22 protein-coding genes are annotated in these 21,007 nt (G+C 41.6%); 11 read left to right on the forward strand and 11 right to left on the reverse strand.

Annotated features, from left to right (window positions below; translation table 11 throughout):
• Window positions 1–13: 13 nt before the first annotated feature.
• Complete coding sequence (locus ACFSJE_RS00315; RefSeq protein WP_379828934.1) at window positions 14–436, reverse strand: DoxX family protein; 423 nt, start codon at window positions 434–436, stop codon at window positions 14–16.
• Between the two features lie 147 nt (window positions 437–583).
• On the reverse strand, window positions 584–1,054 hold the full coding sequence (locus tag ACFSJE_RS00320; protein ID WP_379828935.1) for a GNAT family N-acetyltransferase: 471 nt from the start codon (window positions 1,052–1,054) through the stop codon (window positions 584–586).
• Between the two features lie 293 nt (window positions 1,055–1,347).
• On the opposite strand from ACFSJE_RS00320, the gene ACFSJE_RS00325 reads away from it, so the two are divergent.
• Entirely contained in the window at window positions 1,348–3,120 is a 1,773-nt protein-coding gene (locus tag ACFSJE_RS00325) for a PorP/SprF family type IX secretion system membrane protein (protein ID WP_379828937.1), read from the forward strand.
• A gap of 6 nt (window positions 3,121–3,126) precedes the next feature.
• Here the strand turns inward: ACFSJE_RS00325 and ACFSJE_RS00330 are convergent, their stop codons facing one another.
• The 7 genes from ACFSJE_RS00330 to ACFSJE_RS00360 all read right to left on the reverse strand — a co-directional run bounded on the left by ACFSJE_RS00330 (window position 3,127) and on the right by ACFSJE_RS00360 (window position 10,879).
• Window positions 3,127–3,735, reverse strand: coding sequence for an FMN-binding negative transcriptional regulator (locus tag ACFSJE_RS00330; protein WP_379828938.1), 609 nt, complete (start codon window positions 3,733–3,735; stop codon window positions 3,127–3,129).
• Between the two features lie 20 nt (window positions 3,736–3,755).
• A complete protein-coding gene (locus ACFSJE_RS00335; protein WP_379828939.1) occupies window positions 3,756–4,757 on the reverse strand; it encodes a DUF3500 domain-containing protein in 1,002 nt (333 codons plus the stop codon).
• Window positions 4,758–4,919: 162 nt separating this feature from the next.
• Complete coding sequence (locus ACFSJE_RS00340) at window positions 4,920–5,810, reverse strand: DUF4382 domain-containing protein (protein ID WP_379828941.1); 891 nt, start codon at window positions 5,808–5,810, stop codon at window positions 4,920–4,922.
• Window positions 5,811–5,941: 131 nt separating this feature from the next.
• Window positions 5,942–6,703 (reverse strand): hypothetical protein, encoded by a 762-nt coding sequence (locus ACFSJE_RS00345; protein ID WP_379828943.1) that lies wholly within the window; start codon window positions 6,701–6,703, stop codon window positions 5,942–5,944.
• Between the two features lie 25 nt (window positions 6,704–6,728).
• Complete coding sequence (locus ACFSJE_RS00350; protein ID WP_379828944.1) at window positions 6,729–7,259, reverse strand: nuclear transport factor 2 family protein; 531 nt, start codon at window positions 7,257–7,259, stop codon at window positions 6,729–6,731.
• Between the two features lie 373 nt (window positions 7,260–7,632).
• The gene (locus tag ACFSJE_RS00355; protein WP_379828945.1) at window positions 7,633–8,475 is read right to left on the reverse strand and encodes a DUF4249 domain-containing protein; all 843 of its coding nucleotides are present in this window, start codon (window positions 8,473–8,475) and stop codon (window positions 7,633–7,635) included.
• Window positions 8,476–8,479: 4 nt separating this feature from the next.
• Entirely contained in the window at window positions 8,480–10,879 is a 2,400-nt protein-coding gene (locus ACFSJE_RS00360) for a TonB-dependent receptor (RefSeq protein ID WP_379828946.1), read from the reverse strand.
• A 207-nt stretch (window positions 10,880–11,086) separates the two neighbouring features.
• Here ACFSJE_RS00360 and ACFSJE_RS00365 point away from each other — a divergent pair, with 207 nt between their 5' ends.
• The 7 genes from ACFSJE_RS00365 to ACFSJE_RS00395 all read left to right on the forward strand — a co-directional run bounded on the left by ACFSJE_RS00365 (window position 11,087) and on the right by ACFSJE_RS00395 (window position 16,111).
• On the forward strand, window positions 11,087–12,196 hold the full coding sequence (locus ACFSJE_RS00365; protein WP_379828948.1) for a glycoside hydrolase family protein: 1,110 nt from the start codon (window positions 11,087–11,089) through the stop codon (window positions 12,194–12,196).
• A gap of 249 nt (window positions 12,197–12,445) precedes the next feature.
• Window positions 12,446–13,789: a 2TM domain-containing protein gene (locus tag ACFSJE_RS00370; protein WP_379828949.1), complete on the forward strand. Its 1,344-nt coding sequence runs from the start codon at window positions 12,446–12,448 to the stop codon at window positions 13,787–13,789.
• Window positions 13,790–14,060: 271 nt separating this feature from the next.
• Complete coding sequence (locus ACFSJE_RS00375; RefSeq protein ID WP_379828950.1) at window positions 14,061–14,339, forward strand: 2TM domain-containing protein; 279 nt, start codon at window positions 14,061–14,063, stop codon at window positions 14,337–14,339.
• A gap of 39 nt (window positions 14,340–14,378) precedes the next feature.
• Window positions 14,379–14,681, forward strand: coding sequence for a 2TM domain-containing protein (locus ACFSJE_RS00380; RefSeq protein WP_379828951.1), 303 nt, complete (start codon window positions 14,379–14,381; stop codon window positions 14,679–14,681).
• Window positions 14,682–14,683: 2 nt separating this feature from the next.
• Window positions 14,684–14,989: a 2TM domain-containing protein gene (locus tag ACFSJE_RS00385; RefSeq protein ID WP_379828952.1), complete on the forward strand. Its 306-nt coding sequence runs from the start codon at window positions 14,684–14,686 to the stop codon at window positions 14,987–14,989.
• A gap of 6 nt (window positions 14,990–14,995) precedes the next feature.
• The gene (locus tag ACFSJE_RS00390) at window positions 14,996–15,328 is read left to right on the forward strand and encodes a 2TM domain-containing protein (protein ID WP_379828953.1); all 333 of its coding nucleotides are present in this window, start codon (window positions 14,996–14,998) and stop codon (window positions 15,326–15,328) included.
• A 27-nt stretch (window positions 15,329–15,355) separates the two neighbouring features.
• Window positions 15,356–16,111 carry a LytR/AlgR family response regulator transcription factor gene (locus ACFSJE_RS00395; RefSeq protein WP_379828954.1) on the forward strand — a complete coding sequence of 252 codons (756 nt, stop codon included), beginning with the start codon at window positions 15,356–15,358 and terminating at the stop codon, window positions 16,109–16,111.
• Window positions 16,112–16,201: 90 nt separating this feature from the next.
• Here the strand turns inward: ACFSJE_RS00395 and ACFSJE_RS00400 are convergent, their stop codons facing one another.
• Window positions 16,202–17,392: an LETM1-related biofilm-associated protein gene (locus ACFSJE_RS00400; RefSeq protein WP_379828955.1), complete on the reverse strand. Its 1,191-nt coding sequence runs from the start codon at window positions 17,390–17,392 to the stop codon at window positions 16,202–16,204.
• 166 nt (window positions 17,393–17,558) lie between these two features.
• Here ACFSJE_RS00400 and ACFSJE_RS00405 point away from each other — a divergent pair, with 166 nt between their 5' ends.
• The 3 genes from ACFSJE_RS00405 to ACFSJE_RS00415 all read left to right on the forward strand — a co-directional run bounded on the left by ACFSJE_RS00405 (window position 17,559) and on the right by ACFSJE_RS00415 (window position 20,339).
• The gene (locus tag ACFSJE_RS00405) at window positions 17,559–18,251 is read left to right on the forward strand and encodes a DUF4331 family protein (protein WP_379828956.1); all 693 of its coding nucleotides are present in this window, start codon (window positions 17,559–17,561) and stop codon (window positions 18,249–18,251) included.
• Between the two features lie 18 nt (window positions 18,252–18,269).
• Window positions 18,270–18,995: a hypothetical protein gene (locus tag ACFSJE_RS00410; protein WP_379828958.1), complete on the forward strand. Its 726-nt coding sequence runs from the start codon at window positions 18,270–18,272 to the stop codon at window positions 18,993–18,995.
• Window positions 18,996–19,058: 63 nt separating this feature from the next.
• Window positions 19,059–20,339, forward strand: coding sequence for a tetratricopeptide repeat protein (locus ACFSJE_RS00415; protein WP_379828959.1), 1,281 nt, complete (start codon window positions 19,059–19,061; stop codon window positions 20,337–20,339).
• Window positions 20,340–20,430: 91 nt separating this feature from the next.
• On the opposite strand, the gene ACFSJE_RS00420 is transcribed toward ACFSJE_RS00415, so the two are convergent.
• On the reverse strand, window positions 20,431–20,988 hold the full coding sequence (locus ACFSJE_RS00420) for a mechanosensitive ion channel family protein (RefSeq protein ID WP_379828961.1): 558 nt from the start codon (window positions 20,986–20,988) through the stop codon (window positions 20,431–20,433).
• Between the last annotated feature and the right edge of the window lie 19 nt (window positions 20,989–21,007).

Consider the following 21,007-nt stretch of genomic DNA (forward strand, 5'->3'; position numbering starts at 1 on the left):
TAGTTACCTTAGGCTATTGTTGCATTTTCAGATAGTAATCTGCCGAATGCTTTCCGGACCCATACAATGCAAAAAAGATACAACCCAGAAGAATTACTATGGCAGTGATGAGGTTGGGCAAATGCATAACCCCCAAAAAGTTGGTGATGATGGCGCCGAACAGAATAGGTAATTGAGCAATTACCGCCCATCTTGTAAGTAGACCGATGACGATTAAAAATCCACCTACAAAATGTGCAGGGGCCACGTAATGTAAAATAATCATACCGCCCGGCATTTCTTGAAAGGGCCTTACAATCTCGGACATTTGCTCATAATTGGTCATGAACTCAATGCCTTTGATAAAAAGAAATACGCCTAGGGCAACACGTAGAAGGTCCAAAGGATAGTAGGTGTGGGCATTGGCCCATTTGTTCAAGTCTTTAACTGTTCCCATGGTTTCTGAATTTAGAATTATACCATATAAGGTACTCATTTTTAGTGAGGTATGAAAATTCAACCGGTTTTCTGGTAGGGAAACAAGGTAATCTGAATTTGATGGTAAATACAGATTGTCCACTATATGGGAATTAGGTATGGTGAATCAAAGTAGGAGCTCCATCTGAATATCGCTCCGCTCATAGGGAGAAGTGGCACCGACCACCTCTTTGAATCCTAATTTTTCATAAAGGCTCAAGGCTGGTTTTAGAATTCGATTGCTTTCCAGGTATAATTTTTTGGCACCCATGGATTTGGCTTTTTCCAGCATGTGCTGTCCCAATAGTTTTCCGATACCCTTTCCCTGAGCTTTTGGAGAAACCCCCATCTTGGCCAATTCAAAATCATAAGATTCATGTTGACTTGGGATTAGGGCACATACACCTACAGCCTTTTCGTCCAAGAGGGCAACTCCAATATAACCCCCTTTGTCCAAGATGTATTCCTTCGGATGGTTCAAGGAAATATGGTCCATCTCCTCCATTTTAAAATACCTACTGATCCATTCCTCGTTAAGTGATTTAAAGACAGGGGCATAAATATCAGTGTAGGGAACTATGGTCACGGAACTTTCCATGGAATATACATTTGGTTTTACGGCATAAAATTAGTGGGAAAGATTGAGAAAATTTACAGCTAACATGCTCTTTTCTAGAGGGGAAATCCAATTTTTTTCGTGCAATTACGTTGTATTAACGAGTAAGCCTGTTTTTTAACGAAAAAATTAGCTGTTTACCGATAAAATACTTAATGTTGTATATTATTTAAGTAGTAAAACTCTTACAAGCTCCCAAATCTTGCTAATGAGACCAGACCAAAAACATTTGCCTTACCCAAACAGGCACATTAACCTACAAACCTCCATCGGCTATGGATATAAAACTACCTTTATTTTCCAAATACAGGACCCTGCATTCTTTTGACCGGGTTTTTTATTTGATTTTATGCTGCTTTTTACTCGGACCTTTAGGTCATTCACAGGAGAGCAATCCGTACGTTACCTACAACGTGCCATTTCAGAATTTGCTGAAGTTTAACCGATTCTTGATCAATCCGACTTTTTCTTCCGTTCGGGAGGACAAATCCTATATCAACCTGTTCCATAGAAGTCAAAGTGCCGATTTTGACAACAATAACCAAAATTACTTTTTGAGTTATAGCGGTCAGGTGAATGACAGAATCGGGGTAGGTTTCAGTTTGTACAACCAACAGGAAGGCGTAATTTCCAATTTAGGGGTAATGGCCAATTATGCACATGGTATTCGGTTGGGCAGGGAGAGCAGCCTCACTTTTGGAGTGAATATTCCCTATTATGTGAGTAGTTTTGACCCGGACAGGGCGGTAACCGTGGAGGAGGATCCATTGCTGAATGATACCTCAAAGAATTCCATTATTTCGTTTCAGCCTGGTTTGAACCTTTCCATTGGAAAATTTGATTTTGGGGTATTTGCCCATAATTTGTTGGATTATAATGTCAGCTCAGGAAAATCATTGACGGATCTGAGTCAAAAGACGTTTTCCGGACATATTCAATATGCTCAAGATTTTAAAAACGGGGCCGGAATTTTTGAAGATGGTCGGTTGCTGCCTTTGGCACGGATACGGCTTGAAGGAGACGAGAGTCCCATCTTTGGTGGTGGAATCATTCTTGATTTGCCCAAATTGGGATGGATTCAAGGGGGGTACGACCAATTTTATGGTGCCTCCGCAGGTACAGGATTTAATCTTAATAGAAGACTTTCCTTCGGTTATAATTTCGAGAAAAACCTGAACAACGACTTTGTGAATCTCGGTGTTACCCATGAAATTTCCATTGCATATTCCTTTGTGCCCATGATGGCACGGAATATTGTGGTAGACAACGAGGAAGACCCCAAGGCCAGAAAACCCATTGAAGGCGGATTGGTGGCAGACACTAAAAAGGAAAAAGAGGAGAAAACCGGTAAATTGGACGTTGAGACTACGTTGCGCCCCACCAACAAAGAGGATTTGGCTTTCTGGGAAGAGCAAATAGAAACACTCAAGGCACAACAAGAAGACAATTATGCCGTAATCAGTGAATTGATTTTTAAAATGGACTCTTTGGAGGAAAATCGGCAAAGGGATCTTGAAAAACGGTTTGAAATGGTCATGCGAATGGTCAAACGTCAAACGGATGAACAGCGTCCGGATATAGAAGCCGATGCCGAAAAATTGTATTTGGCCAAGAGCGAGGATTTAGATTCCATTTACAATGCCATTGATGACCAACGCTTGGCTGAAAACTCGGTCAATACGAAAAAGGAAGTTCCAGAGAAAAAAGGGACCTTTACCGGCGGCGCTTATAAACCCATTGAGAAATTCATCAATTTGGATGGGGTAGGAAAGGGGCACTACATTGTGGCCAATGTTTTTAAGAATGAGCGATACTTGAAGAGTTTTATGGCCAAGTTAAAGGCACAAGGCTTAAATCCGCAGTACTTTAAGAATCCGGATAATGGCCTTAATTACGTGTATTTGGCCAAGTTTGATCAAGATGATGACGCCTATGCGGCATATCAATCCAAAATGAAAGGAAAATACAGTGATGAAATTTGGATCATGCACGTGGACAATCCGCGTTACTCCAATTGGGCAGATGCCATTTTTCAAGATATTGAATAGGTGACGCTAGTCCTTGCGGTCTTTCATTTCTGAAGCGATGGCTTTGCTGCCCGCATCATCCCGTTCTTGGAGTTCTGAGATGATTTTTGAGTGGTCTTCCAATCGGGTCTGGGAGAGTTTGTAGGTTGCCTGAATGTCACTGATTTCAATCTTAAAACCCACCACACCTTTTACCTGTCGCAATGTTTTGGGCGACATATTCTTCAGTGAAATAGGGTGCTTTGAAGCCTGCTCATATTTATCCACCAACTTGTGCATGGAAGCCATGGTCTCCTCTTCCGAAAGAACCTTTAGCGTGCCATACACATGAACAGCGATGTAGTTCCAAGTAGGGACTTCTTCCTCCTTGTACCATGAAGACGACACATAGCTATAGGGTCCGTTGAAAATACAGAGTACTTCTTGACTCTCCGAAAAATACTTCCACTGGGGATTGGCTCTGGCAATATGTCCCACAAGAATATCCTTGCCATTTTCTATATCCAATTCCAAAGGGATATGGGTGGCCCAAGGTTTGTTGTCCACCGTATTTATTAAGATTCCAAAGCTGTTGTTGACCAAGAAGTCTTTTATTTCATCTAGGTCTTCATTTTTGTAGTGTGGGGGTATGTACATGAAGTAATCGGGTACTGTAATTAGTTATTGTGATGCGATGCGTAATGCTCCTGGATAAGGTCCCTTCCAAAATCACCATCAAAATCCCGCCAAACACTATGGATGTGGTTGGCATTATTCTGCGAATTGTCGAATTCGATTAAAAAGGTCTTTCCTTGGATACAATAATAGTGAGGTTTCCCCAAAGAAGTAGCTCCCGCCCACGCAAAATACATATTTTGGAGTTCTTCTGACTCCAATTTTGCCATTCGTGCCTTGGCGATGTCGTCAGGTACCGCAGCAATGTACTCGTGGATGAGTTTCAGTAAGGCTTCCTGTTGTGGTTTGTCCAATTGGGGAACGGGGATGCCTTCGGGGCTTTCCGCTGAGACACTTACTGAATTTTTGGTGAAGATATCAAAAGGCGCCTCTTCGTTAAAAATGGCTTTTGCTTTTTGCTCTGGAGTCAAGGAATTGATGAGGTCCAGTCCCAAATTTTCTTCCATGGCCAAAGTATGCTCCCCTTTTCGTGGTCCCGATTGCACAATGGCGGGATTGGCACCAAAAAATCGTGGAGTGTATGAAATTTTATCACCCACAACGGTGAAACTCAACAAAATATGGTGTCCTTCAAAAGTCCAACTCCAAACCTTGTCCTTTTCCGGGTCTCCATAAACCGAAATATGGTATTTGTTCTTATCCCGCATGAAGGTATCGCCGGTTTGTTCGGCCAATACATTTTCCAAACTCATAATGTCCATGGTCTTGTTGTACCCAGCTTGACTTAGATGATACTGTAGCATTTTTTGGAACAATTCCTTTTGTTTTTCATTCAATTCCCCCAACTGAATCCCTGTTCTTGGCCACATGGTCGCTGGAAAATAATGCCAGGTTTCCCGTGATACGTCATCAAATTGAAGTCGAGTCTTGCTAAGCTGAGCATCATTGAGTGAATTTAGAAAGTCCAAGACGGGGTCAGTGGCATGCAATTGAAAGGAAAAAAGAAATAGGAGCGCGTACAGGAGTGGATTGTTTGTTTTCATGTGTCTGAGGTCATCAAGCATTATCGCTTGATTTTATGTATGTTAATTGTTTTAAAGATAGTGCAAATTGAAATCAAAGACCGATGAATGAAAAAATATCACAATAAAAAAGCGGGACGTTTGTCCCGCTTCTTCCTATATGTAAATGAAGGATTGTTGTAACTACTCAACCACTTCAGCTTCAGCTTCAGCCTCCAAAACAAAATCCAGTTCGGTTTTGTTTGCAGCTACAATATCAACTTCTACGATTTCACTGTCCACATAGCCATTTAGGGAAGCAAAAACTTTGTAGGTTCCAGCTTCAAGGCCCATAATGGCGTAGTTGCCATCAATATTGCTAACTCCAGATGTGATGGGCTCATCACTGGCGTCCAAGATGGAAATTTGTGCATCTTCCAAAACAACCACTTCTTCTCCATCCATAGTAACAACCGTACCGCTCAAGGTTCCTGCTGTGGAGAGGTTACAGGCTTTGATCACAGGTTTAAAATTAAACCCGTTGATACCATCCACAGAGTTTAAATTTCCTTTAGGAACAAAGGAACGGCTTACATCAAAGTCCAACAATAAATCGCTGGACAGTCCACCTGCCACGGTCAATCCTGGCTCAATGAACACTTTGATTCCGGTTTGCGCTCCACTGGGAACGGTTAAATCAAAACTGCGGTCGTCTGTGAGGACAACATTAATACCTCTAACGTGTACCCTCACCAAATCATAGGTGCCGGCAGGGACTTCCAAATCGGCCAACTCTTCGGTAACACCATTGGTAAGGTCCAATAGGTTCACCGTTATTTCTTCTTCCATCAATGTAACAAAGGAAGATTCATCGGAGTCGTCCATTTCATCATCAGTATCTTTTAACCGTGCATCTACTTTAAAGATGGTAACGTTTGCCTCCGCAACCATATCAAAAGGAAAGGGGGCGTCAGTAAGTTGTACGGTCATTCTGCCTGTTGTGGCACCTAAGTTTCCGGTGTTTTCATCTTCAGAGCAGCCCATGAATGCCAAAACGGCGAGGGTTACTGCATAAAAAAGGATTTTAGTTCTCATAAATCGGGGTTTTATTTATTATTAGTAACTAAAACTAGATACGCAGAAAACCCAATCAAAGACTGATGATACCACAGTTTTTCGATGAACTGCATGGTTTTTTAGCAATTTTGAAGCTAAAATCCTACAAATTACTGACCTCCCCTTGGGGTTACTTCTCCACTGGAACCGCTTAAATCTTTTCTATAAATCCATAGTTCACCCATGTCGCCATTGGTCACTGCTTCCACATCTTTGAGAAAGCCAACAAAGCTGTCTGAGCCATGCACTTCTTCATACCATTGTGGAAATTTATCCTCACGTCCCATCCAGGCCGCATTGTCAAAAAAGTCCACCCAAACGAAATCATGACCATCCATATTTGGCATTTCATTGTAGTATGCGCCCCATTGTTGGTTCGGGTCCTTAGTCTTGAAAACTTTAAAGACCCTGTCCAAAATGGAGTTGAATTCCATCCCTTTAAACCTTTTAATGTCCACCATGAAAATGGATAGATTTTTTAGATTAAAATCCTTTGAAAAATTGGAATGGGCCACATCGTTTTTCCAATATGTAGTTTCCATTTCGGCTAGGGCATTGGCTGCCACATTGGTATTCCAGTCCATGGTGTGTGCATCATCGTAATTGCTCACATCATCCATAGCGGCCCAAGTTGTTGGACCCATACTCCAGATGTATTTTCCAGAATTTTTTCCACTGGCCACCCAAAAGACACTCACGGTACCGGCTCCATCGGCATGGTATTTTTTGTTGTGTGCAGCCAAACCGGCTTCAAAAGCATCAATCCGCTCTGGGTGAGGTGTCATCATTAAATTCATAAAGATGGGTGCTTGCATATCTTGCGCCATTGTAATCAAGGGCAATAGGGCTAAAATAATTAGTAGTCGTTTCATTTTTAGTTGTTTAGTTGGTTGATTGTTATTCTGTTTGTTCTTCTTCCATCATTTTGGATTCGGCTTCAATTTTTTGAAGCTCCAAAACAATTGCTGTGGGATCCCAATACCCATATTCCCTTACAATTTTGCCATCTACAAATTGATAAGTCAAATGGATAGGTATTTCAATTTCTTTTCCATTTGCAGCCAGCGTTCCTTCCCAGTTCAGCCAGCAGTTTACCCAAGTTTCACCATCGTCTGTGACTACCATTTCGTATTCCTGGTTTTCGTCTTTAAAACTTCTTGAAGCGTAATTGCTGTCAGATTGTTTGTGGTAATCCATGGCTTCACTGGCAGACATTGGATTTTCATTGGTGTTGTAATACGTCTTTGACGAATCCGCATACATGCTGGTATCAAAGTTTTTGCTGTCGTAATTGGAGATTAGTTTTTTGACGATGTCAATTTCCGCGGAGTTTTGAGTGTACCGGACAGGGCCTTGTTTGCAGGCCGTTAGAATCAGCACCATACTGGCGCATAAAAAGAGAATCTTTTTTGTTGAGCGTGTTTCCATACTATTGATGTTTAAGGTTGATGTGTTACGAATGTGATGTAGATAGATTCGATTGGGAAAAACAACTTGCCTAATTATCAACTTCGTGAATCACGCTCCGAGCAAGTGGAGGGTCAACTTAGATTTAGTGGGAAACGAAAGAATCGGGAACGGATAATCAACAACCGATTATCCATTAATTAAATATATTAAAAAAATGTTAACAAAATGAGATTATGGTAAAAAATATATCTATAAAATATTATATTTTTAAAAAATAGATATTTTTTCTTACAATATTTAAAACCAAAGCTCTCAAAATAAAGGTTGAAAGTCCTTTAATGAACGAAAAAGTGCCCGGATTTTAAAAAACATCCGGGCACTTTGGGTAAACTTATTCAAAAGTATAGCTAGTCTGTATGGTTTCGGTCACCCGAAAATACCCATAGGCTATATTTTCTGGATTGTCCACATTCACACAATTACCGACCAAAGGAACGGGAGTGGGGCTAAATGGGTTTCCGGCGAACTCATATTGGTCTACCAAAAGGCGGAGGTAGTCGTGGTACTGTTTTGATATCCCATAAAAATCAATGGCAACCCTTTCACCGGGCTGAAATTCCCCAATATCGTCATCTTCATCCTCCGTTTTTTCATAGTAGATGGTAAACTCGTTTCCATCAATAAACTCATCTTTGATATAGTAGAGTTCCGGAAAGGCATCAACTTCACTCTTAAAGCGTAAAAAGTAATAGTTTTCAATATCCGGAGGATCTTGAAATGTAACGTTCACTTCCAGGGCATCTTCATCCTCCCCATCTTCGGTGGACTGGTAGACATCGACAATATCACTGACAGGAACCATGGTTTCGGTTGCTGTATACCGTTCATCATTGTAAATGACCTCCAAAGCATAACTATCTCCGATAACAGGTATAAAGTCAGTGGCGGTGTACTGGCCGTTATTTTGATCCTCAAAAACAAATTCAGCACCTGAATCCTCATTGGTTACCCTAACGGATGCACCAAGAACGGGAGCGATTTTCTGTTCAGCAAAATATGGGGTCGATGTGCTCAGCAGAATAGTCTGGTTGTTTCCGTTAGTGCCGCGTTCCCAGTCCAAGGAGGCTTCAATGGTCAGTCTGGGAGGAGCTTCAGGAACATCAACCTCTATGACATCCGTGCAGGAGGCAAAAACAAGTAAAATGAAGCTAAAAATGATATATAATGGTTTCATGGATTTAGAATTTAAAATTATAGGTTACGGAAGGCACAATGCCAAAAATGGCGGTTCGAGTGGCTTCATTGGCCCCGGTTTCTAAGTTTTGACCAAAGGAAATGGAGGCCGCATTTTTCCGATTGAACCCATTGTAAATGCCAAAGACCCATTCGCCCTTCCATCTTCTGTCAGGTCTTCTGTTAGGTCGATAGGTGGCAGAAACATCCAATCGGTAATAGGCTGGCAATCGGTCTGCGTTACGTTGTGAATAACTGGCAATGGAAATCCCTTCATACTGATATTGTCCGTTGGGGTAGGTAACAGGTCGACCTGTTTGGAAGATGGCGTTGGCGCCAAAACTCCATTTTTCATTCAATTGATAGGCTCCGGTGACAGAAATATCATGCGTACGGTCATGCGGAGTGCTGTACCAATCCCCTTCATTGATTCCAGGTCCACCCGCATCGCCTCCAGGAGTTCGTTGCTCGGATTTGGATAGGGTGTAGGCCACCCATCCCGTAAATGCGCCTTCATTTTTACGTAGTAACAACTCCAAACCATAGGCTCTGGACTCGCCCGAGAGCACTTCGCGCTCAATAGTGTTATTTCCAATTAAATCGGAGCCATCGATGTAATCAATCCGATTATCCACCGTCTTGTAGAAGGTTTCCACCTCCAAGGAATATATGTTGTCCTTAAAATTTCGGAAGTATCCCAACGCATATTGGTCAGAAAGTTGCGGTTTGATGTATTTGCCGCTTGGCGTCCAAACATCAATTGGAGTTACGGCCGAGGTGTTGGACAGCAAATGGATGTACTGTGCCGCTCGGGAGTATCCCGCTTTTATGGATGACAGGTCATTGATTTGATAGGCCAAGGAAACCCGAGGTTCAAAATTGTTGAACGTTTCAATGCTCTCGCTTTTGGAATACACCGTTTCGCCGATAGGGTCTTGTCGCTCGTAAATTTGAAGCGTGCTGTTATACACCAAGGGTCGGTCATCCAGATAATCATTCAAAGGTTGGCCGCCCATTCGGTTAAAATAACTGAACCGAATACCGTATTGAGCCGTGAGGTTATCGGTAAGTTTATGCTCTGCATTCACGTAAGCTGCACTTTCCAATGCACGTTTCTTGTCCAGTTGTAATTCATTTATGGCAGAATTTGGCCCAGTGGGTTTTATCTGTCCGGGATCAAACTCATACTTTATGGTACTCACGCCAAAATCCAACTTAAAGGCATCGTTGAAATAATACTTCAGATCGTACTTGATATTATAGTTTTGGATGGAAGAAACCCAGTCAAACTCAAAATCGTTGATGTTGAGTTCGTAATCATAATTGCTGTAGATCAAGGAAAGATTTGAAAACAACCTTTCGTTGAAGATGTGGTTCCAACGAAGGTTTCCAGATGCATTGCCATAACTGCTGCTAAAAGAGCCGCCAATATCAAAAAGGTCCCGTCCAAAATATCCGGATAAATACAGCCGGTTGTTTTCGTTGAGGTTGTAATTGGTTTTTAGGTTGAGGTCATAGAAGTTGGCACTGTTGTCTTCACCTGCAAGTTTAAGAAAGAGGTGGGCATAGGAACCTCTTCCCGCAACCAAGAACGACCCTTTGTCATTGAACATGGGACCTTCTAGGGCAAGCCTGCTGGAGATGGCACCGATACCTCCGGTCATCTCAAAGTTTTTGCTGTTCCCATCCTTTTGGCGCACATCCAAAACTGAGGACACCCGACCGCCAAATCGTGCAGGAATGCCTCCTTTGTAAAGTTTGAGGTCTTTGACCGCATCAGCATTGAAAACCGAAAAGAAACCCAGCAAATGCGAAGTATTATAAATAATAGCTTCATCCAAAAGGACCAAATTTTGGTCTACTGCACCTCCGCGCACATGGAATCCACTGGACCCTTCACCATTGTTGGTGACCCCAGGAAGAATTTGTAGCGATTTGATAATATCAACTTCACCCAAGACCACGGGCATCTGTTTTACGGTATTGATGTTGAGTTTGGAAACACTCATTTCCGGTTTCTGGAGAACTGCACGCTCCGGTTCTTCGGCAGTGACTTCCACCTCGTCCAGTTGAGTGGATTGCTCAACCAGTTCTATATCCAAGGTGATATTTTGGTCCAAAGTCACGGGTATGCTCACTTCATTGAAACCCATGTAGGAAAAAATAAGCGTGTAGGAACCTGGGGGTGCACTGATGGAATAGAATCCATATTCGTTGGTAATGGCCCCAATATCAGTTCCTTTTAGAAAAATGGAGGTTCCAAAGAGGGTTTCCCCATTGCTTTGGTCTGTCACTTTCCCGTTGATGGTAAAATTGTTTTGGGCATGTAGTATTGATGAGCCCAACAGAAGGCTCAGGAGCATACACCAATGTGCAGCCCTGTTCCCTTTCATTTTTTGTTTCATTTGATGATTTGAATTAAGAATTACGTATTCGTTTTTTGATGTCTTCGTACTATTGACATTTTAAATGTGGAAAGGTTGCATGCGGTTGAAAAAAAAGAAATCAACATAGAACAAAGTGTGTTCGTTTGGGCAGGAACGTTGTTCGTCTAAGTTTCAAGGGTAGGATTAAAAGATTATCTAAATTCCCACATAACATAATTGAAACCCATGAATAGATTCCTTTTAGTGATGGCCATGGTGCTGTCTTTGACTGCATGTACAGAAAAAAATAAGATTCCCGTTTACGCTTGGGTAGGGGGTCCCGGTGAGGCTTCGGACCAAGAATTGACCGAACAATTTTCAGATTTAAAGGAGAAAGGTGTGGACGGATTGATGTACAACGGAGGGCATGACCCAAAAACCTACAAAAGGGTGGGGAAGTTGGCAAAAGAAGTCGGATTGGAGTTCAATACATGGATTCCCACCATGGTGCAGGGGAAAAATCCCAAATTGAAGAAAGAGTGGTATGCCATCAATGGAAAGGGAGAATCCGCTTTTGATAAGCCGGCCTATGTTCCCCATTACACCTTTTTGTGCCCAAGTAAGGAAGGGACCTATAATTTTTTGGCGGAACTCTACGAAAATGTGGCTGATATTGAAGAGGTGGATGGGATTCATTTGGATTACATCCGGTTCCCTGATGTGATTTTGGCGCGAGGCCTTTGGGACAAATACGGTTTGGTGATGGATAGGGAATACCCGCAATTCGATTATTGTTATTGTGATGATTGCACATCGGCATTTAAAGCCAAAACAGGAATTGATATCAAGGAAGTTGAGGACCCATCGCAAGTCGCAGAATGGAAGCAATTTCGATATGACTTGATTACCAGCATCGTGAACCGATTGGCAGATGTGGTACATTCCAAAGGAAAGAAAATAAATGCAGCGGTGTTTCCAGGTCCTTCCATCGCCAAGAAAATAGTCCGCCAAGATTGGGGTCAATGGAACTTGGACGCCATCTACCCCATGAACTACAATGATTTTTATTTGGAAGGGCCCGAATGGGTCGGGGAAATGGTGAATGAGGAAGTGGCCACAGCAAAAAATGATGCTCCCGTTTACAGCGGATTGTTCATTTGTCCAAACCCTGAGAAAAAAGGAAGTGAAAAGGACCCAGAAAATCATGGATTGCTGCCAGAGGAAATAGGAGAGGCCATTCAAGGCTCCATGGAGAACGGTGCGGCCGGAATCTGCCTGTTCACCCCGGGAAGAATGACCGAAGCCCACTGGAAAGCCTTTGAAGAGGCCATCCACAAAGACTACAGTGTTAAATAGTTGTTTAATTAGTAAGTGTTTGCCCGATGGCCTCTTGGTTGTCGGGCTTTTTTTTGTCCACAGTTCATCCTGTCAAAACAACAATTGGGTAACTCTTTCTTTCCAAAAGCCTTTTTTCTGACCATTTTTGAAGCATCAATCAAAAAATCATCAGTCAAGACAATGAAAAGGGCGTTGAAAGTTTTTGCTAATTTTAGCAGTCATACGCCCTTTTTTATTCAATTGTAGGGATTGCAAACCACTCGGAAAATGGAGAAGACCACCAAATATATTGGCAAACTGTTATCCATTGCTATCATCATAGCGTTGGTATTGGCAGTTATATTCATTGGGTTGGAGGCGCTTTCAGGGAGAAAGGTGGCTTTCGATTCCAGTTTAATGCGCGAGGTGGGGTACTATATTTTTTATTCCATTGTACTGACGTTCCTCAACAGTTTTTATTGGGATTACATCAACCATAAGGTCAAGTGGGAGCGTTACGCCAAATATCGCTTGCTGTTGAGTGGCTTTGGAGGAGTCCTGATTACCATGGCGGGTATTCTATGGATTAGAATGGTGTTGGGAATGGGATTTGAAGGAAAAAACTGGGAAACTTTTATTGCCGGAGAAGAACCCGCCTTTTACATTGTGGCTCTATTGATCACCATTGTGGTCTCCATATTTTTCCATGCGGTATATTTTTATAAGAATTGGCAGGAAAAGCGGGTGAAGGAGCAAAAAATCATTGCGGGAACGGCTTCTGCACGATTTGATGCCCTTAAAAACCAACTAGACCCCCATTTTCTGTTCAATAGCTTGAACGTATTGACGAGTCTTATTGAGGAAGACCCAGACCAAGCCCAGCGATTCACAACCTCGCTGTCTAAAGTCTATCGATATGTATTGGAGCAGAAAAACAAGGATCTGGTCACCGTGGATGAAGAACTAAATTTCGCACGTACCTATGTTCGACTTTTAAAAATGCGTTTTGAGGACAGCATTGTTTTTGATATCCCAGACAATAGCAGCATTCCGGATGCTAAAATTGTACCCCTTTCCTTGCAGCTATTATTAGAGAATGCGGTGAAACATAATGTGGTCACTGCATCCAAACCGCTTCACATCAAAGTGTTTGAACAAGACGGAATGTTGGTGGTAAGCAATAACCTTCAGGAAAAACAAGTCGTAAAGAAAAGCAGCGGGGTGGGATTGCAAAATATCAAACAGCGCTATAACATTTTAACCGACCGGGAGGTCGTCATTGAAAAATCCGCTTTGGATTTCAGTGTGGCCATACCCATCCTTACCAAACAGGTATCAACAGCAGCCACTCAGCAGAGCTATATTGAAAAAAAACGATATGCTAAAGCTCGGGAGCATGTAAAGGCGATTAAGGACTTCTATAGTAATTTAATAGCCTACTGCGTTGTAATTCCTTTCCTGTGGTGGATCAATTTCCGGACAACGGATTTTCTTTGGGCTTTTTTCCCGACCATAGGGTGGGGCTTTGGAGTTTTGGCCCATGGAATGGAAGCTTATGGGTATAATCCGCTTTGGGGCAAGCGTTGGCAAGAGCGAAAGATTCAAGAGCTCATGGACAACGAAGATTTTTGATTTTTTTTCAGACCTCAGAAAGCAGCTAATTGAATAGCACCTTTACCCAAAACCCAAAACCCAAAACCCAAAACCCAAAACCCAAAACCCAAAATCCAATACCCAAAACCCAAAATCCAAAATCCAAAATCCAAAACCTTTCATCCAACACCCAACACCAAGAGTCTACCCACAATTCATCCTTCAAAATCAACAGTTCGCGAAACTACTTTTTCCATTGCCCGCAGGTATGCCGAATTTTGAGGTATAATCAAAAAACAAAACCATCGACATGGAAAACTTAAAAGAACACCAATACCTTAAAGCAAAAGAGAAGGTAGAAAAAATCAAATCGTTTTATTCAAGCCTATTGGCTTATTGCATTGTTATCCCAGTTTTGGCCTACATCAATTATAGAACCACCAGCTTTCCTTGGGTGTTTTTTCCCGCGGTAGGTTGGGGAATTGGACTTGTGTTTCTGTGGATGTGCGCTAGAGGTTACAACCCCTTATTCGGAAAGGAATGGGAGGAGCGCAAAATCCAAGAGCTAATGAACGACCAAAAATTTTAACAATACTTATATTTAAGAATTCTATCTAAGGCGATACCAATGGAAAATTTAGATAAAGAAAGCAAATACATACGGGCAAAGGAGCGAGTGGATGAACTTAAAAAGTTCTACGCCAACCTTTGGGCCTATATTCTGGTCATTTCAATTTTGGCCTTGATCAACTTCCTTACCAATAGGTTTAGTTACATGTGGTTTCTTTGGGCGGCTTTTGGTTGGGGCATCGGGGTCTTTTTTCATGCCGTGGGCACCTTTAACCTCAATCCGTTCTTTGGAAAGGGTTGGGAGGAAAGAAAGATAAAGGAGTTTATGAAAGAAGATGAAAAAACGAACAAGTGGAAATAATTATGGAAAATTTAGAACAAGAAAAATATAAAAGGGCCAAAAAACGGGTAGAAGAAATGAAAGGCTTCTACATTCACTTGGCAGTCTATACGGTAATCAACGTGTTCATTTTGGTGAACATTTACCTCCATTCCGATTATTTCTGGCAGTGGCCTCATTTTATTACTCCTTTTGCTTGGGGTATTGGGTTGACGCTTCATGGAGCCAAAGTGTTTGGTTTCAATCTATTATTCGGGAAGGATTGGGAGGAGCGCCAGATTCAAAAGTATATTGACAAGGATAAAAAGGACGCGGACAAATACGTGTAGCTCACCATGGAAAATTTAGAAAACAAATACGACAGAGCTTCAAAGAGAGTTAAAGAATTAAAGGATTTTTATAGGCATTTGAAGATCTTTATAATTGTCAATGCCATTTTCTACCTTTTTAAGTTTGGCGTTTTACAGCCATATCTTCCAAATGGAATAGAGCTAAGGCCTTATTACTTCAATTGGGTGGATATCAACCTAGTGATATGGATTTTAATTTTGGCAATCCATGCCGGCTATCTCTTCCGACATAAATTGCCCTTTCTTCAAAAATGGGAGGAGCGCCAAATCCAGAAATACATGGAACAAGAAGAGCGGGAAACTAACAAGTATAGATAGTACAGCAATAGATAATAGTTAAAAGCAATGAATGTAATCATCATTGAAGATGAAAAACCTGCTGCACGAAGATTGAGCAGGTTGTTGGCCGAACAAGGTGTAGAGGTTTCCACCATGTTGCACTCCGTAAATGAATCCATTGAGTGGTTCAAGAACAACCCGCAACCCGATCTTATTTTTTTGGACATTCAATTATCGGATGGTTTGTCATTTGAAATATTTGATGTCGTCGATGTAAAAAGTGCCATCATTTTCACCACTGCTTTTGATGAATATGCACTCCAAGCATTCAAGTTAAATAGCATAGATTATTTGCTGAAACCCATCGATGATGAGGACCTGGAAAAGGCCGTAAAAAAGTACCAAAATTTCAAGCCGGAAAACCAGAAAATTTCGGTCGATTTTAACGACATAAAAAAGCTCTTGGTCGACCCTTTGGAACGAGAATATAAAAAGCGATTTACGGTGAAGGTCGGGCAGCATTTAAAAATAATAAATGCTGATGATGTGGAATGTTTTTATTCCGAAAACAAGGGAACTTACGCTGCAACTTCAGACGGAAGGAATTATCTTTTGGACACGACCTTGGAGCAGTTGGATGAGGAGTTGTCCCCCAAAATTTTTTTTCGGGTGAGTCGGAAATTTTACGTGAACGTGAGTCATATAAATGACATCATTTCATATACCAATTCCAGGCTTCAAATCAAGATGAAACGCTTTAGCGAGCAAGAAATCATTGTAAGCAGGGAGCGTGTAAAGGACTTTAAGTTATGGTTAGAGTAATTGTATTTAATTAACTGAAAATCAAATTTTAGTATAATTAAAAAAGTCACTATAAATTTTTCTTATAGTGACTTTTTCGCCTAAAATTCACTAGTCTTCCTCTACGCGGTTGTCATCAAAGGCAGAAGGGAGCAATTTGGGAATGAGTTTGATGAAAATAGGCAGAAGAACCGCACCGCCAGGGAGCATAAAAATGGCCAAAGAAGGAATACTTTTAAAAATATCCAGCAACTGATTCTGGACTTTCTTCTTCTCTTCCGCACTCAAATCCTTGACCGTTGATTTGGACAAAAGCGCCAAAAGTTCCCTACTTTCCATCAACTCTTTTTTGAGTCTTTTGCTATTTCTAAGGATGAGTTTACTCACATTTTTGGACATGCCTTCGTAGAATTGAACGGCCAAATTTTTGTCGTTCAAATAGGCGATTTTTTCCTTGTTGTTCTCAAAGAATTTTTTCACAAAATTCAGCTCGGATTGTACCTCGTTTTCCGTCTTTCCCAAGTCCTTTCCAAGACCAAAAATATAGTCCGATTCTGTATAGTCAAGAGACTTGTCTTCCCAGATGGTCAAGCAGGCCATATCCATGAAATAATCCTTTTCAATTTTAGAGAATTTTTGACTCAACAAATCGAGATAGGTGCCATCAAATTTTGCATCATCCAAATTGACATAGGTTAAGGATGAGGCCAAAAGTTGAATGAGTTTGGCATCTTTTTCATTTGTCTCTTTGGCGTTCAAAGCATGGTATGCAATGTTGATGGTAACATATTCCAAAAGTTGGGCATGCTCCATCATAGGTATCTTGCCTTGCAAATAGATTCTAAAAATCAAGATATCCACATACAATAGGGAGTTGGTCAAGCTATTCCCAAAAGCACGGTTGAAGGCATTCCCTCCAAGATAAATGCGTGAATCTATCAATTTCTCCAATTGTGATTCCGTTTTGGAGCCGCTTAGAATTTTACTGATAAAGGAAATCCTTCCAACCTCGAGTGACTGGTAATATTCAAAGACGGTATCCACAAAATGGGTAAAGTTTGGATTCTCTTGTTCAAATTGAAAGGTGAAATAAAGCGCGGTAAGCAGATTGATCTTGGCGATTTCGTCTTCACTCAGGGTATGCTCCACCTCTATAAAGGAAGGTATGTCCAAATGTACACCGTACACGAACCCATTCCTTTTAAGTTCTTGGTACAAGCTCTCAAAATCGGAAAAGATTCGGGTTTCTTTATCAACAAGGTGTCCAAACTTGTTGATCCATCCAGAAGCTGAAGGGTTCATTGACTCAGGTTTGCGCTCCAAAGTAAAGCAAATTATAGGACTTTTTTAGAGCGAAGTCCAAATGCACCATTAAAAAGGCATTAAGATTTTTTTAACAACTAAAAACCAAACCACCCCTCAAAAGGTTCCGTAGGTAGGGGTGTAGGAAACCTTAAAAACAAATAACATGAAAAAAACAACAAAGATTGCAATGGGCCTTGGAGTCCTAACTTTAGGAGCCATTGCGTTGATATCAGCAGACCACATTGACGCACCGTCAACGGCGGGTTCAACTGCTGACATTGCGGATTTTTATGCCTTTGAACCCAGTGAAGGCTCTGACAATACTGTATTTGTGGTAGATGTACAATCCAATGTGCTGCCAGATTTGGCCTATGGCACATTTGATGAAGACGTCCTTACCGAAATCAATATAGATTTGGATGGAGATTTAGTGGAAGACCAAGTCATTCAAGCCATTGCCCGAGATGGAAGAATGTACTTTTTCGGTCCCACAGCGCCTGATCAAACAGGTCTGAGCAGCCAGATACTTGCCGATTATCCTTTAGGAGACGTTGAGATTTCTGGTGCAACTGCCATGGTGGAAACCACATCAGATGGTGTTTCGCTATTTGCGGGGCCAAGACAAGACCCATTCTTTTTTGATTTCTTCCAGTTCAATGCAGTGATTTCACCGGAAACTGACTCGGCTCCGGAAGGATTTCTTCCACCTGAGGAGGCTTCGGACACATTCGATGGCGCAAATACAATGTCCATCATCGTGGAAATCCCCAATAGTATGTTGGGAACTCCAACGGCCACCAATGCCTTGGGACTTACCGTCTACAAAACTTGGGTAACCACAAATAGAAAACAATAAAACATAAAAAATAGCAACATGAGACTAAAACAGATAACATATTTACTCGCTTTAATGCTAACCTTTAGCTTGGTATGGGCATGCAGCAATGATGATGGATCTCCAGATTATATGGGAATGGATGATGACATGATGATGGATGATGACATGATGATGGGAGTGGACTTTAGCGGCACCTTTGCCCAAGTGGACCATTTGGGTCGTCCTGGAATCAACACCACGTTGAGTTATGACATGGAAGGAGAGGCCAGTGTGAAAGATGCACATAATACTACTATTCCCTCGGAAATGGCGGCTGCCTTTCAGACAGGTTTTCAGGCGAGATTGGAACAATACCATGATGTGTATGCCCTTAAATTGGGTCTTGATCCGGCTGATGTGAACTACGAGAACAACATTTTAGGACTGGATGCCGCAACACTCACCACTGTTCTGGCCGCTGATGTTCTGGAAGTAGCTCCCGATTTGCCCACAACTTATTTTAACCCAGGGACCGATTTTGACAATGATGGCAGAATCCTGGTTCCGGATGGTGATGAAGTGGCCTTGACTGGAAGACATCCGAATGACGATATTATTGATGTATCCCTGATTTTGTTCTTCGGTGGAGCCGAAGGAGACCGTTTCAGCGGGCAGGATTTGGATGATGACGGCATGGCCGATTTACCAAGGCTTACCTCAGATGGTGTAGCCCTTACAGCAGATATAACAACAATGTTCCCCTATTTGGGAAATCCTGAGTAATTGCTATGAAAAGGAGGGGGAGAGGCTTGTCCTCTCCCTTTTTTAAATTAAAACAACAACACCATGCAGAAATTTAAATACATACTACCACTTTTGATGACAATGGCTATGTTGTCATGCAACAAAGAAGAGGGTTTTAGAACTGATAGAAAGGATTATGACCGCTACTTGGCTGAAAAACCCATAAAAACTACATCCAAGTATTTTGAACTATGGGACAACAAGATAAAAACGGATAGTTTACAACTGTTGAGCCTTGGAAATGTGGCTGGGGAATACAATCGATTCTTTCAGGGAACTGGGGATATCAAATATTTAAAAATGGCTGAGCAATCACTGCAAAAGGCAGTGGATATCGCTGCGGTTGGAAAAGCCTCATACTTTAGGGCGCTGGCCCGTAATTATATTTCCCAACATCGATTTAAAGAGGCATTGACCTTGGCGCAACAGGCTGAAAAAATGGGAAGTGGGGTCAATGACACCCAAGCCTTGTTCTTTGATGTTCACATGGAACTGGGCAATTATGAAATCGCAAACTCTTATTTAGATAGCATCAGCAACATGTCTGATTTTGGCTATCTAATCCGATTGGCAAAATGGAACGATCATAAGGGAGATTTAGAGACTGCCATCCGATTTATGGAAAAAGCTAGAGCAAAGGCAGAATCTTCAAAAAATAATGGTATGCTCTTGTGGTCCTATACCAACTTGGCGGATTTTTATGGCCATGCAGGTCGTATTGAAGAATCATATCGCCTGTATTTAAAAGCGCTTCAGTTGGATCCCAAAAATGCATATGCCAAAAAGGGGATAGCATGGATTGTGTATTCCCATGAACGCAATGGAACTGAAGCTTTACGGATTTTGGATTCCATTCTTAAAAAACACCAATCACCCGAGTATTATTTATTAAAAGCTGAAATCGCTGAATTTTTAGGGAATGAAATGCTCAAACTTGAGTCTTTGGATGACTATTACAAGAAGGTGCAAAACTTTGCATATGGAGACATGTACAATGCCTATAATGTGGATTTTTACATCAACATGAAAGTAGAGGAAAAAGCAATGAAATTGGCGAAAAAGGAAGTCGAAAACAGGCCAACACCAGAATCATATGGGCTACTGGCATACAGCTATCTCAAAAAAGGGGAAAACAAGAAGGCGCTGGAAATTGTAAAAAACCATATTGAAGGAAAGACCTTTGAGCCAGCCGTGCTTTCCCAAGCCGCTGAAATTTATAAAGCCAGCGGAAACCACGGCAAGGTGGAAGAACTAAAAAAGGAACTAATGGGTGCCATCTACGAACTTGGCCCACTAAAAGAGACTCAAATACTTAGCCTATAAGACCCATTTGACAATAAAGAAAAGTGGTGGTTCATGCTATTGCTTGGTTGTTGTTTTGGATACGCCATGGTTCCCCCGTGGCGTATTTCATTTAGTCAACAGCGTCCTCTTTCTCGGCCTCGTGTTCCGTTTCAATATCTTCATGCTTAAGGATTTCTATTCCTTTTTGAATGACCAAATTGGTAGGAATGGTAATTCTTCGACCATCATCGGTTCGCATAAAAAGATAAAACCCGCTGATATCTTCCACTTTTCCGGTCCAGTCAAAATCCTTATCCATCACCCGAATCCGGTCACCCAAGCGCAATGGATGGCTAAAAAATAAAATGACACTGGCCGTTAAATTGGAGAGTATGGACCATTGAGCCACAAAACCAATACCTACAATGGCCAATACCGAGGAGAGAAACAGGGAAAAGTCTTTAAGATTAACGCCCCAAATCAAGGAAATGCCCACAAAGGCAAGCAGATAAAAGAAAAGATTACTTAGATAAAAAATAATCTTTCGGCTGTTCATGTCTATGGAGCTGGTCTTTCCAAACTTGCGTATTGCCCTTTTGCTGAACGAACTAAGCGTAATGGTCACCACCAATAGGATTACGGTGACCAAAATTTCGGTTTTAAAGGACATTGGGTCTAACATGGACATTACTTAGTAAATTTGATTA

Origin of the sequence: Flagellimonas iocasae (assembly GCF_042682725.1) — a bacterium.
In the GTDB taxonomy this organism is placed as follows: Bacteria; Bacteroidota; Bacteroidia; order Flavobacteriales; family Flavobacteriaceae; genus Flagellimonas; species Flagellimonas iocasae.

What these genes read in the sequence shown, in the direction of transcription:
- ACFSJE_RS00390 (WP_379828953.1), top strand. Translation starts at nt 14,996, where the DNA reads ATGGAAAATTTAGAAAACAAATACGACAGAGCTTCAAAGAGAGTTAAA.
- ACFSJE_RS00400 (WP_379828955.1), bottom strand. Translation starts at nt 17,392, where the DNA reads ATGAACCCTTCAGCTTCTGGATGGATCAACAAGTTTGGACACCTTGTT.
- ACFSJE_RS00420 (WP_379828961.1), bottom strand. Translation starts at nt 20,988, where the DNA reads ATGTCCATGTTAGACCCAATGTCCTTTAAAACCGAAATTTTGGTCACC.
- ACFSJE_RS00410 (WP_379828958.1), top strand. Translation starts at nt 18,270, where the DNA reads ATGAGACTAAAACAGATAACATATTTACTCGCTTTAATGCTAACCTTT.
- ACFSJE_RS00395 (WP_379828954.1), top strand. Translation starts at nt 15,356, where the DNA reads ATGAATGTAATCATCATTGAAGATGAAAAACCTGCTGCACGAAGATTG.
- ACFSJE_RS00325 (WP_379828937.1), top strand. Translation starts at nt 1,348, where the DNA reads ATGGATATAAAACTACCTTTATTTTCCAAATACAGGACCCTGCATTCT.
- ACFSJE_RS00370 (WP_379828949.1), top strand. Translation starts at nt 12,446, where the DNA reads ATGGAGAAGACCACCAAATATATTGGCAAACTGTTATCCATTGCTATC.
- ACFSJE_RS00330 (WP_379828938.1), bottom strand. Translation starts at nt 3,735, where the DNA reads ATGTACATACCCCCACACTACAAAAATGAAGACCTAGATGAAATAAAA.
- ACFSJE_RS00340 (WP_379828941.1), bottom strand. Translation starts at nt 5,810, where the DNA reads ATGAGAACTAAAATCCTTTTTTATGCAGTAACCCTCGCCGTTTTGGCA.
- ACFSJE_RS00385 (WP_379828952.1), top strand. Translation starts at nt 14,684, where the DNA reads ATGGAAAATTTAGAACAAGAAAAATATAAAAGGGCCAAAAAACGGGTA.
- ACFSJE_RS00355 (WP_379828945.1), bottom strand. Translation starts at nt 8,475, where the DNA reads ATGAAACCATTATATATCATTTTTAGCTTCATTTTACTTGTTTTTGCC.
- ACFSJE_RS00360 (WP_379828946.1), bottom strand. Translation starts at nt 10,879, where the DNA reads ATGAAACAAAAAATGAAAGGGAACAGGGCTGCACATTGGTGTATGCTC.
- ACFSJE_RS00315 (WP_379828934.1), bottom strand. Translation starts at nt 436, where the DNA reads ATGGGAACAGTTAAAGACTTGAACAAATGGGCCAATGCCCACACCTAC.
- ACFSJE_RS00335 (WP_379828939.1), bottom strand. Translation starts at nt 4,757, where the DNA reads ATGAAAACAAACAATCCACTCCTGTACGCGCTCCTATTTCTTTTTTCC.
- ACFSJE_RS00405 (WP_379828956.1), top strand. Translation starts at nt 17,559, where the DNA reads ATGAAAAAAACAACAAAGATTGCAATGGGCCTTGGAGTCCTAACTTTA.
- ACFSJE_RS00365 (WP_379828948.1), top strand. Translation starts at nt 11,087, where the DNA reads ATGAATAGATTCCTTTTAGTGATGGCCATGGTGCTGTCTTTGACTGCA.
- ACFSJE_RS00415 (WP_379828959.1), top strand. Translation starts at nt 19,059, where the DNA reads ATGCAGAAATTTAAATACATACTACCACTTTTGATGACAATGGCTATG.
- ACFSJE_RS00350 (WP_379828944.1), bottom strand. Translation starts at nt 7,259, where the DNA reads ATGGAAACACGCTCAACAAAAAAGATTCTCTTTTTATGCGCCAGTATG.
- ACFSJE_RS00345 (WP_379828943.1), bottom strand. Translation starts at nt 6,703, where the DNA reads ATGAAACGACTACTAATTATTTTAGCCCTATTGCCCTTGATTACAATG.
- ACFSJE_RS00380 (WP_379828951.1), top strand. Translation starts at nt 14,379, where the DNA reads ATGGAAAATTTAGATAAAGAAAGCAAATACATACGGGCAAAGGAGCGA.
- ACFSJE_RS00375 (WP_379828950.1), top strand. Translation starts at nt 14,061, where the DNA reads ATGGAAAACTTAAAAGAACACCAATACCTTAAAGCAAAAGAGAAGGTA.
- ACFSJE_RS00320 (WP_379828935.1), bottom strand. Translation starts at nt 1,054, where the DNA reads ATGGAAAGTTCCGTGACCATAGTTCCCTACACTGATATTTATGCCCCT.